Source organism: Rhizorhabdus histidinilytica (genome assembly GCF_900167915.1).
Taxonomy (GTDB): Bacteria; Pseudomonadota; Alphaproteobacteria; order Sphingomonadales; family Sphingomonadaceae; genus Rhizorhabdus; species Rhizorhabdus histidinilytica.
In genome coordinates this window covers 122,880-136,327 of sequence record NZ_FUYM01000004.1, presented here as the reverse complement: position 1 = coordinate 136,327, position 13,448 = coordinate 122,880, and the positions used below count along the sequence as shown (strand labels likewise).

The window sequence follows — 13,448 nt, the reverse complement described above, 5'->3', positions numbered from 1 at the left end:
CCGCGACCTCCTGGTCAGTCGGGATAGCGGCTGTACCAGTCATCGGGATAGGGCGCGTGCCACCGCGGCGCGGCAACCCACGCGGTGCCGCGCGGCGCGAAGCTTTCCTCGATCGTGCCGGCGCGCTTCAGCGCATCGCTGACCGCTGCATCCTGGCAGGACGGGGCGATCGGCGTGCTGGTGCTGCTCTCGCCCAGCTTTTCGCACAGATAGCGGGCGGTCAGCTTGAGCCGGTGGCGGAATTCGGCCCGGCCGCCCTTCGTGCTCAGGTCGAGGTCGGCATAGCTCACGGTCTGGGACAGGCTCTGGACGCTGTCGGGCACCTTGCCGTAGCGGCCGGTGACGACGAGCTCCTCGCCGTCCTGCGCGAAGGCGGGCGTCGCGGCGCCGAGAAGCAGGGCGCCGGCGATCGCCGCCAGGCTGGTGGTGGATATCGACCTTGTCATCGTGGCATCCTTCCTAAAAGGACCGGCCGACGGGCTCTGTTTGTCAAAGGGCCGGCGGGTGGAAACGATCGGCCGGAGGCGCCTGTTCCGGCTGGCAGGGGCCTGGGCCTTTCGATCAACGCCTTGCCCGGTCGACGATCGACATGGACTCCGCTTGAGCGGCGGCGCCTGCGGGTCCAGTTTCCCCCGATACAAGGGAGGAATGCCATGCTTCGCCGATCGATCTTTCCGTTTCTTGGCGGCACCGCGCTGCTGATCGCCGTGGCGGCCCCGGCCGTCGTTCCGGCCAAGGTGCCGGCCTATCTCCAGACCGCCCTGTCGGCGCCCGGCCGCCCCGCCGATGCGCAGGCGCTCGACGCCGGCCGCAAGCCCGCCGAGGTGCTCGCCTTCCTCGGCCTGAAGCCCGGCATGGCCGCTGCCGACATCATGACCGGATCGGGCTATTGGGCGGAGATCATGGCCAACGCGGTCGGCCCGCGCGGCAAGGTGACCGCGTTCGAGCCCGCCCAGTTCTACAATGATCCGGAAGAGCAGAAGGTGTGGAAGGCGCTGACCGCCCGGCGTTCCGACATCGAATTCGTCCGTTATCCGTTCGAGGCGTTCACGGCTGGCGATCGTCGCTTCGACGCGGTGATGATCAACCTCAACTATCACGATCTCTATTGGGAATCGGCCAAATACGGCATCCCGCGCACCGACCCCCAGGCGTTCCTCAAGCAGCTCTATGCGGCGGTGAAGCCCGGCGGCGTGGTCGGCGTGATCGATCATGCCGGACCGGCGGGCGACACCCGCGCGATCGTCGACAAGCTGCACCGCATCGATCCCGCCGTGGTGAAGGCCGATTTCGCGGCGGCCGGCTTCACGCTGGAGGCGGAAAGCCCGCTGCTCGCCAATCCGGCCGACGATCATGAGAAGCTGGTGTTCGACCCGGCCGTCCGCGGCAAGACCGATCGCTTCCTCTATCGCTTCCGCAAGCCGCGATAGAAGCGGATGCGACCCCGGTCGCGCGGCCGCCGTATCTGTGGCATCAACGGCGCCTGCGCGGTTCGGGGAGGTTCATATGGGGCTCTGGATTTCGATCGGCGTCGCGGCGCTGCTGCTCGTCTGGCTCGTCGCGATCTACAACCGGCTGGTCCGGCTGCGTGCACTGGTGCGCGAAGGGTGGAGCGGCATCACCGTGCAGCTCCGCCGTCGCGCCGACCTGATCCCCAATCTCGTCTCGACCGTCGAAGGCTATGCCGCTCATGAGCGCGGCCTGTTCGAGGCCGTCACAGCGCAGCGGGGCGAGGCTGCGGCGGCGAAGGGCGTCGACGCCACCGCCCGCGCCGATGCGCGGATGAGCGGCATGATCGGACAGCTCTTCGCGGTGGCGGAGGCCTATCCCGACCTCAAGGCCGATGCCAATTTCCGCCAGCTTCAGGATGAGCTGTCGCAGATCGAGGAGGAACTGGCCGGCGCGCGCCGCTATTACAACGCGACGGTACGCGACCTGAACAGCTCGATCCAGTCTTTCCCCAATGTCCTCGTCGCCGGCCCGTTCGGCTTCCGCGAGGAGGAGAGCTATGCCGACGACGTCGCGGCGCTCCAGGCCGCGCCGCGGGTGACCTTCGGCGCCGGCGGGCGCTGACCATGCGCTTCCTGTGTGCCGTCTGGCTGGCCATCGCCGGCTGGACGCTGCCGGCCGCCGCGCAGGCGATCGACGATCCCGCCGCCGTGGTCGCCGCCTATGAGAAGGCGCAGGGGCAGGAACGCATCCTCGCCTTCACCAGCGACGTGACGGTGGCGCGGAACGGCGACTATGACGTGACCGAGACGATCCGGGTCGTCTCGCTCGCCGACCGGATCAAGCACGGCCTCGAACGCGACTTCCCGACCAGCTACCGCAACCGGCTGGGTCAGAAGACCCGCGTCTCGTTCGATGTCGTCGCGGTCAGCCGCGACGGCCGGCCCGAGCATTATGAGCTGATCGACCTGAGCAACGGCGTGCGGGTGCGGATGGGCGAGGCGGAGACGCTGCTGCCGCCCGGCGAGCATGTCTATGTCATCCGCTACCGGACGAGCCGGCAGATCGGCTATCATGACGGGTATGACGAGGTCTATTGGAACGTCACCGGCAATGGCTGGGTCTTTCCGATCGACATGGCGGAGGCGCGGATCACTCTGCCGTCGCCGGTGCGCTTCGGCGATCGCGCGGTCTATACCGGCCCCGACGGATCGACCGCGCATGATGCGGCGGTCATCGAGGAACGGCCGGGCTTCATCCATTTCCGCACCACCGCGCCGCTTGATTCCTATAGCGGGCTGACCGTCGCCGCCGCCTTTCCCAAGAGCGTGCTGGAAACGCCGAGCCGGGCCCGCCGCTTCGGCTGGTGGCTGTCCGACTGGGGGCCGCTCGTCGCGGGGCTGGCGGCGCTCGCGGCGCTGCTCGGCTATTATTTCTACGCCTGGCTGCGCGCGGGGCGCGGCCCGCGCCGGGGTACGATCGTCCCGATCTTCGCGCCGCCCGACGATCTCAGCGCCGCCGCCTGCCGCTATATCCGCCGCATGGGCGACGACAATCGCGGCTTCACCGCCGCGATCATCGACCTGGCGGTGCGCGGCCATATCGGCATCACGCGCGAGGATGGCGGCTGGCTGTCGCGCGACCGCACCACGCTCGAACGGCGACAGGGTGGCAGGCCCGCACCGGCGCCCGAGATTGCGATGCGCGACACGCTGCTGCCGTCGATCAGCAGCCGGATCGAGTTGAAGCAGGACAATCACGGCACCCTCCAGGCCGCCCGCGCGAAGCTCGCCAAGGGGCTGGAGGACGCCTATTCGGGGCGGCTGTTCGTCAAGAACGGCGTCTGGGCCGTGGTCGGCCTGCTCACCATCCCGGCGGCGATCCTGCTGGTCACGACCTTCGCTCTGCTGGTCCACCAGGGCGGCGTCGCGACCGGCGTTCTCACCATGCCGTTGCTGGGCGGGCTGGCGCTGCTCGCCGCCTGGGGTTGTTACAAGTTGACCCAGGGCAAGGGCTGCGTGGTGATCCTCGCCTGGCTGGGGCTGATCGCGGCGGTGATGATCGCCTTCATGTGCACCTTCGGCTCGGTCGGCCTCGCGCTCAGCGACGGCGCCTGGCCGGTGCTGCTGCCGCTCGCCGCGCTGCCGCTGGCGATCACCGCTTTCCGCTGGATGTATGCGCCGACGGTGGAGGGCCGGGCGGTGACGGACCGGATCGAGGGCTTCCGCCATTATCTCGGCATCACCGAGGAGGAGCGGCTCGATGCGCTGCACCCGCCGGAAAAGACCCCCGAGCTGTTCGAGCGCTATCTGCCCTATGCGATCGCGCTCGACGTGGAAAATCGCTGGGCCGACAAATTCGCGACGGTGCTGGCCGCCGCAGCAGCAGCAGGGACGGTGGCGCACACCGCGAGCTGGTATTCTGGCGGCGGCAATGTCTGGGACGATCCCGGCGGCTTCGCCAGCAGCGTCGGCTCCTCGCTGGCCAGCACCATCTCCTCCGCCTCGACCTCGCCGAGCAGCAGCAGCGGCGGTTCCTCCGGCGGCGGATCGTCGGGCGGCGGCGGGGGAGGCGGCGGCGGGGGCGGTTGGTAGGGTTTACGACTTGTTAAGCCTGATCCCCTAGGCTCGGACGCCAGGGAGATCGCAGATGGTCCGCAACGCCTTCACTGCCGAACCGAGCGCCTTCGTGGTCCGTCACGAGCAGCGCTGGCATCCCGGCGCCTGCGTGATGACCGCCGTCGCGCTGGCCGCGCTCTCCTGGACCCCGATCCTCGCCGCCTGGGCCCTGCTCCACGGCTAGAGCGATTTCTAGGCAGATGGAAACATCTGCCGACTCGGAAATCGCGGTAAAACAAGGGGCTAGAGCGGCCGATCTGATGCAATCAGATCGTGAACCGCTCTAATCAGCGCAGGCCCAGGAACAGGCGGCGCGTCGCCTTCCCCTTCGCCAGCAGCGTCTCCAGCAGCATCGGCCCGGCGATCGCCGCGGCCAGGCCCGCGAGCAGGTGGATCGCGAAATCCTCGATCCCGATCGCCCGCAGCAGCATCCGCATCGCGACGATGAAGAAGATGTGGAACAGGAAGATCGCGAAGGATGCATGGCCGATCCGCGCCAGCAGCGCGATGCGCGGCACATGCGCGACCAGCAGCAGCGGCGTGATCCCGCCGATCAGCAACGACAGCCAGGTGCCGCGCCGCGCGCCCATATGCGGCGGCAGCGTCGCGACATTGTGGATGTGCAGCGCGAAGGCGACGATCAGGACCGCCAGCAGCGCCAGCGTCCAAGTCGGGCTCAGCGTCCCGATGAAGCGCCGCGCGGCGATGCCGATGAAGAAGAAGGGCGCCAGGAAGGCCGCGCCGTTGATCGACAGGAAGTCGATGGGCTCGGCCGGCACGGTCAGCAGGAACCCCGCCAGCACCGCCGCCGCGCAGCCCGCCGCCGAATGGAGCAGGAAGCGTTCGAGCAGCGGTAGCAGCAGGAAGATCAGCAGCATCGCCTGCAGGAACCAGTAGATCTCGTAGGAGAAGACATAGGCGTGGAGCAACCCCAGCACGGCGTCGGCCGGTGGCTGCGGTGCGCGGGCGAGCGCGGTCAGGTAGAAGATCGTCGTGGCCGTCAGCAGCGGTAGCGCCAGCCGCCGCAGCTTGCCCTGCAGGAAGGGACCGGGCCGTGCCGGATCGAGCGGCTTCAATGTATAGACATAACCGGAGATGAAGGCGAACAGCGGCATCCGGACGTAAAGCAGCACGTCGAGGATCTGTCGCCCGAGGCTCGCGTCGGCGATGCGCAGCCCGTCGTCGGCCTTGCCGCCCACGACATGGAACAGCACCAGCAGCAGGCAGGCGAGCCCGCGCGTCACCTGGACCCGGTCGACCGCCTTCGGCATCCGCGCGGCGGCGGCGGGGACAGGGATGCGGGGGGCGGGCGCCTGGCTGCTCATTGGAAGGTCAGCGCCGGCAGGCGCCGGTCGCGCGGGCGCGGCTGGAGGAGCTGGCGCAGATAGCCGCTGCCCCAGCCGAGATGCATGATCATCGCCGCGATGCCGCTTGCCGCCGCACAGGCCGATCGCGCCCGCACCCCGAGCAGCAGGCCGTAGAGCAGGCAGATCGCGGCCCAGGCGGCGGCGGGCAGCGCGAACAGCGGGTGCAGCAGCGCGAACGGCAGCAGCGCGACCGCAGGCGGGACCAGCAGCGGCGCGGCCTGGCGTGGCTTCAGCCGGCTACCGTGCAGCCGCATCGTCCGCGCGCGTCCCTCGCCATATTTGAAATATTGGCGCAACAGCGAGCCCGCCGTCTTGCGCGGGTGATAGACGATCGCCTGGCGCGGCTCGAGCCAGATGCGCCCGCCCGCCGCGCGCAGCCGGATGTCGAGCTCGGCGTCCTCATTATGGCTCTGCGTCTCGCGATAGCCGCCGACCCGCAGGAACAGGTCGATCCGCATCAGCGCATGATGGCCATGGTCGACATAGCGGCCCTCGCCGACATGGCGGTGGGGCGATCCGCCGGTGCCGATCAGCGAGTTCTGCGCCTCGGCGCACGCGCGCTGGAAGCAGGCATGGCCGCGCGTGATCATCGGCACCACCACCGATGCCGCGCCGTGGCGCACGGCGCTATCGAGCAGCCCGGCCATATAGCCCGGCGGATAGTCGCAATGCGCGTCGATCCGCAGCAGCCAGCGCTTGCCCCGCCCCATCTTCGTCACCGCCAGGTTGATCCCGGCGCTCTGGACGCGGCGCAGATTGGCGAGCAGGTGGATGTTGCGGAAGCGGCGGCGATAGTCGGCGACGATCTCCTGGCTGCCGTCGGTGCTGCCGCCGTCGGCGATGACGATGTCGGCGCCGCCGGTGTCGGCGATCAATCGATCGAGCAGCCGCGGCAGGTTGGCCCTCTCGTTGAGGCAGGGGACGACGACCAGCACGTCGTCGGCGAGCAGGCCGGGCCCGGTCATGCCGTACGCCCCGCCAGCGCTGCCGCGAGCGTGGCGCAATCTTCCTGTCCCGTCACCAGGTCGGGTAGCGGGATGGCATCGACGCGCGCCTGCTCGGCCGCATAGCGCGCCTCGTCGAACCCGGCGAGCAGCGCCGCCAGTTCGGGCACCGGATCGCGGAGGAGGATGCCCGCGCCGCGCCGCCGCAGCCAGGCGCCCGTCTCGACATGGTCGAGCGCGATCGGCACCGATCCGTGGAAGCTGCCTTCATAGAGCCGGTTGGGCAGCAGCCAGGAGGAGTTCAATCCCTCCTCGAAATAGTCGATCGCCCAGGTGAAATGGGTGCGGCGGTAGAGCGCTGGCAGCTCCTCGGGCCGGTAGGGCCCGGCATAGGCGAGATGGTCGGCGCCGTGCACCGTCCGGTCGAAATCGGGCATCTCCGACAGCGCCGGCCTGCCGGCGATCAGCACCTTGATCCGGCCCTCGCCGCGCCGCGCCAGGTCGGTCAGCATGGCGAGCGATCTTCGGCAGCGCAGCATGCCGAACCAGCCGATCGTCCAGGGCGGGCCGGGGTCGCGGCGCAGCGCCGGCCGCGCAGCCGGGCCGCCGATTCCCAGCACCTTGTTCTCGACCAGCAGCGCGGGCTCGTCGGGCGCGAGCCGTGGCGTGAAATAGTTGGACAGGAAGGCCGGCGAACTGGTGACGAGCAGGTCGATCCTGCCGAGATGCGAGCGCTCGATCCGCTGGATCAGCCGATCGACCGTCCGGCTGCCGAGCAGCGTGCGGTGGATGTCGAGGCATTCGTAGACGAGGCGGACGCCGCGCTGCCGACCGGCCACGCGCGCCGCGAGAATCAAGGATTCGAGGTTGCGCGCCATGTAGATCGCGCAACCCTCGACCGCCCGCGCGATCCGACTGGCGAACAGCCAGTTACGCAGCACCGCTGCCGCGCGCTGGCCGAGCCGCGCATCCGCGGTGCGGCCCAGGTCGACCACCGGGGCGCCGCCGACGTCGGAAGGGGGGAGGGGCGATCGGCGGAAACCGAGGACGACGGGATCGAGCCCGCCTGCCCGCATCATCGCGATCCGCCGCGCGACCGCGGCGTCGTTCAGATCATGGACGAAATACGCAACCTTCAACCTGGTACCTTTCGTGGCCCCCGCCGCGAATCCCCGTGTCGAACGCACTCCTTATTGCGCTGCACCCAGCGGATTTCGCCACCGATCGGCTTTTCTTCGATGGCCCGTGCAGTTTCGCGGCCCGGGCGAACGCCCTGGCCCCTGTCAGCGACCGGGAGATGTATATTCTTCGGCGGATGGCCGATTTCCGTCCCTCGCAGCCCGGCGTTTGCGTCGTCATCGCCGCCTATAATGGCGAGCGGACGATCGGCCGTGCAGTCGCCTCCGCGCTGCGCGAGGCCGAGGTGCGCGAGGTCGTCGTCGTCGACGACGCCTCGACCGATGCGACCGCCGCCCGCGCGGTGCGCGCCGACGACGGCAGCGGTCGCCTCGCCATCCTGCGGCACGATCGCAACCGGGGGCCGTCGGCGGCGCGCAATGCCGCGCTCCGCGCCAGCTCGGCCGAACTGATCGCCGTGCTCGATGCCGACGACTTCATCGTGCCGGGCCGCTTCGCGAGGCTGCTGGCAATGTCCGACTGGGACATGATCGCCGACAACATCGCCTTCCTGCCCGAACGCCGTGCGGCGGAATTCGCCTTTGCCGAGCTGCGCGACTTCCCTGCCAATGCCCGGCTGATGGCCCTCGACGCCTTCGTGGCGGGCAACATCCCCCAACCCGGAGTCCGGCGCGGCGAGTTGGGCTTCCTGAAGCCGGTGATGCGCCGCGCCTTCCTCGAACGAAACCGCCTCACCTATGACGAAGGGCTGCGCCTTGGCGAGGATTTCATCCTCTATTGCCAGGCGCTGGCGGCGGGCGCGCGATTCCGGCTGACCGATCAGTGCGGCTATGTCGCGGTCGAGCGTGCGCATTCGCTGAGCGGCCGGCACCGCACCGCCGACCTCGCCGCATTGGCTAAGGCGCACGAACGGCTGCTCGATCTGCCGGGGCTTCCCGCCGCGGACCGGGCGCTGGTCGAACGTCATCTCGACCATGTCCGGCGCAAGCTCCACCACCGCGATTTCCTCGACCGCAAGCACAATGGCGGGCTGTCGCGTGCGGTCGGTGACTATCTCGCGCGGCCGGCGACGCTGTGGCGGATCGCCCAGGACGTCGTGCGCGACAAGCTGCGCGGACGAAATGTCGGGACGGTCAGGGAACCGGAGGCGGCTTTGCGCTATTTGTTCGGCTGACCAAGGGGCCGCCGGCGGGATTGGCATGAGGGGAACCGATTGATCATCGATCTCGAGCAGGTGGCCGACGGCCGGCTGTGGGTGAACGCCGCGGTCTGCGTAGTCGGGGGCGGCGCGGCCGGCGTCACCATCGCCAAGACCCTGCTCGATCGCGGCCTTGAGGTCTGCTTGCTCGAAGCCGGCGGCCGCAAGACCGAGGAGCAGCAGCAGGCGTTGCTAGACGGTGAATCGGTCGGCGCGCCGATCCGCCTCGACGAAGGGCGCTTCCGCCGGCTGGGCGGCGCCACCGGAAGCTGGACCGGGCGTTGCGCCGAACTCGACCCGATCGATTTCGAACGGCGCGATTGGGTGCCGGGCAGCGGCTGGCCGATCGGACTCGACGACCTCAAGCCCTATTATCGCGCCGCCGAGGCGATGTGCGGCTTCGACGAGCCATGGCGACAGCATGTTCCCGAGCTCGACCGGCTCGCCGCGCTGGATATGGCCGATGACGCGATCGAGCCTTATCTGTGGCGCTTCGCCCCGCATGGCCGCAACCGCTATCAGGACTGGGGCAGTCGCTACCTGGCTGATCTGCGCCGGTCGCGCCGGGCCAAGCTGATCCTCCACGCCAATCTGACCCGGATCGAGGATAGCGCCGACGACGACCGCATCCGCGCGATCGTCGCCGATGCCCCCGGTGGCGCATCGGTGCGGGTGGAGGCGCAGCATTTCGTGCTCTGCTGTGGCGGGATCGAGAATGCGCGCCTGCTGCTCAACGCGGCGATCGTCGCCAAGGGGCCGCTGCGCGCGGTAGGGCAGACCACCGGCCACTATTTCATGCAGCATCCGCGCGTGAAGGTGGCGGACGTCGCGCTCGAACCGGCAGGGGTCGGTCTCCAGAAGCTGCTCAACCGCTTCGTCGTCCGCAGCGGCACCGAATATGAAACGGGCTTCGTGCTGCGCGACAGCCAACAGCGATCGGAAGGGCTGCTCAACGCCAGCGCCGTGATCCGTTATGCGCCGCGGCCCGGCTCGTTGCGCGACGCCCTGCGCCAGCTGCGGGAGGGTATCCCGCTCAGGAACGTCCGGCTGTCACCTCCGCCGCAGGGCGTGCGGCCGGGCGACGTCTGCCGCGACTTGTGGCGCCATGCGCGGGGCGTGCATCCGATCCTGGCCGATCCCGTCGCGACCGTCGTCGTCGACGTCGAGCAGGCGCCCGATCCGGCGAGCCGCATCGCCCTCGCCGAGAGCAAGGATCGGTTCGGGCTCAACAAGGTGCGGGTCGACTGGCGGATCGCCGATCTGGAGCGCCGCACCGTCGCCCATTTCACCGGCCGCATCCGGGAGATGTTTGCTCGGCAGGGCTGGGGCGCGCTGGTGCCGATCGCCGGCCTCGACGAAAGCGGCGGCCTGACCGCCGAACATATGATGGAAAGCTACCACCATATCGGCGCGACGCGGATGTCGGCGACCGCGGCGACAGGCACGGTCGACGCCGACTGCCGGGTCCACCAGCTCGCCAATCTCCATGTCTGCGGCGCCTCGGTGATGCCGACCGGCGGACATGCCAACCCGACCTTCACGATCGTCGCCCTCGCGTTGCGGCTGGCGGACCGGATCGGCCGGCTCGCGGCGCCGGTGCTGAAGGTGTGACGCATTTCTTATTCCTTCCCGAGCGTGCTCGGGGAGGAATTGATAGGTCAAGCCGCGAGCAGCGGTTGCACGCCGTACATGCCGCGGTCGGTGCGGCGGGCGTTGAAATAGGATCGGATCGACGAGCCCTTGAGCAGGTGCCGGGCCATGATGCGGAGCTGGCCGATCTCGAACCGGCGGTCGGTAGCCCCCGACAGCCGCCGCAAGCGATAAGTGACGGGCAGCAGCAGATTGCCCTCGATCCGGCCGCGCAGAGCTCTGGGAAAGTCGGCGACTGCGCCGAAGAAGCGCTGTGCCTCGCCGTCGTCTTGGAAGATCGAGCGCGCGCCGCGCTGGAAGATGCGGCGCAGCGCCGCCTTCTCCTGCTCGCACAGCTCCGTGACGCCCAGCGCGGACGCTTCGTGCGCGGCGGTTTCGAAATCGGCGGCGGCGAGATCCCACAGCCCCTTGCGGGCCATGATGCTGCCGCGCTGGATTCGCGCGGTCAGCGTCTGGCGCGGTGACAGCTCACCTGCGTCGGCAGGCGTGCCGATGAAGAATTCGGGCAGCCCATGGCTGCCGTGCAGCTCGCGGAAGATAAGATGGTTGTATTTCCGCCAGGCCTGCTCGACCTCATGCGCCTTGACGCTCGCACCCTTGGGCCCGCGCACGCCGGCATGATGGCGCTGGTGGAAGGCGACGATCGGCAGGCCGATCCCCTTGAAGCTGCGGCCGAGCCGCAGGGCCATCTCATAGTCCTGCGAGCGGGCGAGGCGGGTGTCGAACGGGCCGACCGCCTCGTAGCAGCTCCGGCGCGCCAGCATCGCCCCCTGCCAGATGAAGAAGTCCTCCATCAGTCGGACGTACAGCGCGACGCGTTCGTCCGAGGCATAGGCGGTGTTCCGCTCGCGCGCGTCATTGGGCCATTCGCCGAAGAATTTGTCGCACAATCCATAGGCGTATCCGGCGTCGGGATGGTCGACCAGCGCCTGATGGAGCGCGGCGAGCGTCCCCGGTGCGGCGATGTCGTCGTCGTCGAAGATCCACACGAAGGGTTGGGTGGCGCGACCGAGGCCATTGTTGAGCGCGGCAGCCTTCCCCGCATTGTCCTGCCGGACATAGGCGACCCCCCGCGCGGAATAGGCGGCGGCGACCTCGCCGGTTGCGTCGTCAGAGCCGTCGTCGATGACGATCACCTCGGCTGGCGGCGGCTCCTGACCCAGCACGCTGTCCAGCGCCTCGGCCAGATAATGGGCGCGGTTGAAGGTGGGCATCAGCACCGTGACGGGCAGCGGGGTGCGGTCGGCAACGGTCGTGGGGGCGGTCATAAGGGCCGTGTCTCCATTGATCACGCCTCCCCCCGAAGGCGATTCGGCTGGAATCACTGGTCGGCGGCGTCAGCCGCGACCCGCCTTGCCCGCCCCGACGGGGCCCTCCCGGCGCGCAAAGCCTTGTGAGTCCGTGACGAAATCTATTCCGATGGCGCGATTAAAAAAAGATGGTTTTATGCTGCAGTGCGAATATAACAATCTCGTTGGGGGGCAGTAAACACTAACCGCAGGGTGGTGAACTGCCATGCAAGCCGCGCCGGAAGCGGTGTCTTCCGCAGACAAGAGTGATCTCAGGCATCGTGCTGTTCATGGCACGCTGGCGATTGGGCTCGCGCAAGTTGTAAAATTTGCAACACAATTACTATCCGTCGTGATTTTAGCACGGCTCCTCGCACCTGCGGACTTTGGTTTGTTCGCGATGGTCATGCCTCTGGCTGCCTTCGTCATGATGGTGCAGGATATCGGGCTGTCGCAGGCGGTCGTCGCCTCGCCCAATTTGAGCCGGGCGCAAACCAGTGCGATGTTCTGGATCAACGCGGCCCTGTCGCTGGCGCTGGCGGTGCTGTTCGCGGTGTCGGCGCCGCTGATCGCCGCCTTCTTCGGCGAACCCCGGCTCGTGGCGCCGGCCCTCGCGCTCGCCGGATCGGTGCTGGTGTCGGGGCTCGCCACCCAGCATTTCGCCCATCTCACCAAGACGCTGCGATTCGGCACGATCGCGATCATCGACATCGCCTCGACCCTGCTCGGCTTCGCCGCGGCGGTGGGGATCGCCTGGTTCGCGCCTGGCATCTGGGCGCTCGTCGCCTCGGTGCTGGTCGGGATGGCGGTAGGGCTGGTCGGCGCCTGGGCGACGGCCCGCTGGCTGCCGGGACGGCCGGCGCGGTTCGCCGAGGTGCGCGAGCTGCTGCGCCTCGGCGCGGGCCTGTCGACCTTCACCCTGTCCAATTTCTTCGCCCGCAATCTCGACAATGTGATGATCGGGCGCTGGGCGGGGGCGGTGCAGCTCGGCTTCTACGACCGCGCCTACAAGCTGCTGCTGTTCCCGCTGCAACAGATCAACAACCCGATCGGGCGGGTGATGGTGCCGGTGCTATCGCGGCTGGCCGACGAGCCGCACCGTTATCGTCACGCCTATCGGCGGACGATCCGGCTGATGCTGATGGTCACCCTACCCGGCGTCGCCTTCATGCTGGTCTTCGCCGCGCCGCTGATCGACACGCTGATGGGGCCGCGCTGGCGGCCGGCGGCGGCGATCTTCACCTGGCTCGCGGTCGCGGCGCTGCACCAGCCGATGAGCGCCACCTTCGGCTGGCTGTTCATCAGCCAGCGGCGCGGCGGCGAGTTCGGGCGCTGGGGACTGTTCAACATGGTCACCAGCGTGCTCGCCTTCGCGATCGGCCTGCCCTGGGGTGCGATCGGCGTCGCCGCCGCCTATGCGCTCAGCGACGTGCTGATCCGCATGCCGGTGCTGTGGTGGTGGGTCGGTCGCTCCGGCCCTGTCCGCCACCGCGACCTGCTGTCGATCGTCTGGCCGTTCGCGATCGCGCTGGCCGGGACCCTGGCGGGGCTGGCCGGGCTGCGCCTGTGGGGTGGCGGGACCGGGCTGGCGGGACTGGTCCTCGCGGGCTGCTTCGCCTTCGGTTCCTTCGCGCTGCTGCTCGCCTTCACCGCGCCCGGCCGGGAGACGCTGGCCGAGGCCAGCGGGCTGGTCGGCAGCCGGCTGGGCCGGTTCAGGGCGGACCGGCGGGACCGGGGAAGGGGGCGACCCGCAATCGAATCACATTGAAGGCTGAAAGGGGGCTTTTGGCAGGTCA

At 68.9% G+C, this 13,448-nt stretch carries 12 protein-coding genes; 7 read left to right on the top strand and 5 right to left on the bottom strand.

What is annotated here, in order from left to right; genetic code table 11:
- Positions 1 to 14 precede the first annotated feature (14 nt).
- A complete protein-coding gene (locus B5X82_RS10155) occupies positions 15 to 446 on the bottom strand; it encodes a UrcA family protein (RefSeq protein ID WP_079648050.1) in 432 nt (143 codons plus the stop codon).
- Between the two features lie 207 nt (positions 447 to 653).
- Between B5X82_RS10155 and B5X82_RS10150 the strand changes: the two genes are divergently transcribed.
- The 4 genes from B5X82_RS10150 (at position 654) to B5X82_RS26770 (ending at position 4,251) form a co-directional block, all read left to right on the top strand.
- Positions 654 to 1,430 (top strand): class I SAM-dependent methyltransferase, encoded by a 777-nt coding sequence (locus tag B5X82_RS10150; RefSeq protein ID WP_079648049.1) that lies wholly within the window; start codon positions 654 to 656, stop codon positions 1,428 to 1,430.
- Between the two features lie 76 nt (positions 1,431 to 1,506).
- Positions 1,507 to 2,073 carry a LemA family protein gene (locus B5X82_RS10145; RefSeq protein WP_079648048.1) on the top strand — a complete coding sequence of 189 codons (567 nt, stop codon included), beginning with the start codon at positions 1,507 to 1,509 and terminating at the stop codon, positions 2,071 to 2,073.
- A gap of 2 nt (positions 2,074 to 2,075) precedes the next feature.
- Positions 2,076 to 4,043: a DUF2207 domain-containing protein gene (locus tag B5X82_RS10140; protein ID WP_079648047.1), complete on the top strand. Its 1,968-nt coding sequence runs from the start codon at positions 2,076 to 2,078 to the stop codon at positions 4,041 to 4,043.
- 55 nt (positions 4,044 to 4,098) lie between these two features.
- Positions 4,099 to 4,251: a hypothetical protein gene (locus B5X82_RS26770; RefSeq protein ID WP_176152526.1), complete on the top strand. Its 153-nt coding sequence runs from the start codon at positions 4,099 to 4,101 to the stop codon at positions 4,249 to 4,251.
- Between the two features lie 103 nt (positions 4,252 to 4,354).
- Here B5X82_RS26770 and B5X82_RS10135 read toward each other — a convergent pair whose 3' ends face one another.
- From B5X82_RS10135 to B5X82_RS10125, 3 genes are read right to left on the bottom strand one after another with little or no spacing between them, the layout of a single operon-like run.
- Entirely contained in the window at positions 4,355 to 5,392 is a 1,038-nt protein-coding gene (locus B5X82_RS10135; RefSeq protein WP_079648046.1) for an acyltransferase family protein, read from the bottom strand.
- The gene (locus B5X82_RS10130; RefSeq protein ID WP_079648045.1) at positions 5,389 to 6,399 is read right to left on the bottom strand and encodes a glycosyltransferase family 2 protein; all 1,011 of its coding nucleotides are present in this window, start codon (positions 6,397 to 6,399) and stop codon (positions 5,389 to 5,391) included. Before B5X82_RS10130 ends, B5X82_RS10135 begins: the two co-directional genes overlap by 4 nt.
- The gene (locus B5X82_RS10125) at positions 6,396 to 7,517 is read right to left on the bottom strand and encodes a glycosyltransferase (protein WP_079648044.1); all 1,122 of its coding nucleotides are present in this window, start codon (positions 7,515 to 7,517) and stop codon (positions 6,396 to 6,398) included. The genes B5X82_RS10130 and B5X82_RS10125 overlap by 4 nt, the downstream gene beginning before the upstream one ends.
- Positions 7,518 to 7,675: 158 nt before the next feature.
- On the opposite strand from B5X82_RS10125, the gene B5X82_RS10120 reads away from it, so the two are divergent.
- Positions 7,676 to 8,689 (top strand): glycosyltransferase, encoded by a 1,014-nt coding sequence (locus tag B5X82_RS10120; RefSeq protein ID WP_079648043.1) that lies wholly within the window; start codon positions 7,676 to 7,678, stop codon positions 8,687 to 8,689.
- Positions 8,690 to 8,728: 39 nt separating this feature from the next.
- The gene (locus B5X82_RS10115; RefSeq protein WP_079648042.1) at positions 8,729 to 10,324 is read left to right on the top strand and encodes an FAD-dependent oxidoreductase; all 1,596 of its coding nucleotides are present in this window, start codon (positions 8,729 to 8,731) and stop codon (positions 10,322 to 10,324) included.
- A 47-nt stretch (positions 10,325 to 10,371) separates the two neighbouring features.
- On the opposite strand, the gene B5X82_RS10110 is transcribed toward B5X82_RS10115, so the two are convergent.
- On the bottom strand, positions 10,372 to 11,631 hold the full coding sequence (locus B5X82_RS10110; RefSeq protein WP_079648041.1) for a glycosyltransferase family 2 protein: 1,260 nt from the start codon (positions 11,629 to 11,631) through the stop codon (positions 10,372 to 10,374).
- 247 nt (positions 11,632 to 11,878) lie between these two features.
- Between B5X82_RS10110 and B5X82_RS10105 the strand changes: the two genes are divergently transcribed.
- The gene (locus B5X82_RS10105; RefSeq protein WP_079648040.1) at positions 11,879 to 13,420 is read left to right on the top strand and encodes a lipopolysaccharide biosynthesis protein; all 1,542 of its coding nucleotides are present in this window, start codon (positions 11,879 to 11,881) and stop codon (positions 13,418 to 13,420) included.
- Positions 13,421 to 13,448 lie beyond the last annotated feature (28 nt).

Bases quoted from the DNA above. Each gene is read 5' to 3' on its own strand.
- B5X82_RS10155 (WP_079648050.1), bottom strand. From the start codon at position 446: ATGACAAGGTCGATATCCACCACCAGCCTGGCGGCGATCGCCGGCGCC.
- B5X82_RS10150 (WP_079648049.1), top strand. From the start codon at position 654: ATGCTTCGCCGATCGATCTTTCCGTTTCTTGGCGGCACCGCGCTGCTG.
- B5X82_RS10145 (WP_079648048.1), top strand. From the start codon at position 1,507: ATGGGGCTCTGGATTTCGATCGGCGTCGCGGCGCTGCTGCTCGTCTGG.
- B5X82_RS10140 (WP_079648047.1), top strand. From the start codon at position 2,076: ATGCGCTTCCTGTGTGCCGTCTGGCTGGCCATCGCCGGCTGGACGCTG.
- B5X82_RS26770 (WP_176152526.1), top strand. From the start codon at position 4,099: ATGGTCCGCAACGCCTTCACTGCCGAACCGAGCGCCTTCGTGGTCCGT.
- B5X82_RS10135 (WP_079648046.1), bottom strand. From the start codon at position 5,392: ATGAGCAGCCAGGCGCCCGCCCCCCGCATCCCTGTCCCCGCCGCCGCC.
- B5X82_RS10130 (WP_079648045.1), bottom strand. From the start codon at position 6,399: ATGACCGGGCCCGGCCTGCTCGCCGACGACGTGCTGGTCGTCGTCCCC.
- B5X82_RS10120 (WP_079648043.1), top strand. From the start codon at position 7,676: ATGTATATTCTTCGGCGGATGGCCGATTTCCGTCCCTCGCAGCCCGGC.
- B5X82_RS10110 (WP_079648041.1), bottom strand. From the start codon at position 11,631: ATGACCGCCCCCACGACCGTTGCCGACCGCACCCCGCTGCCCGTCACG.
- B5X82_RS10105 (WP_079648040.1), top strand. From the start codon at position 11,879: ATGCAAGCCGCGCCGGAAGCGGTGTCTTCCGCAGACAAGAGTGATCTC.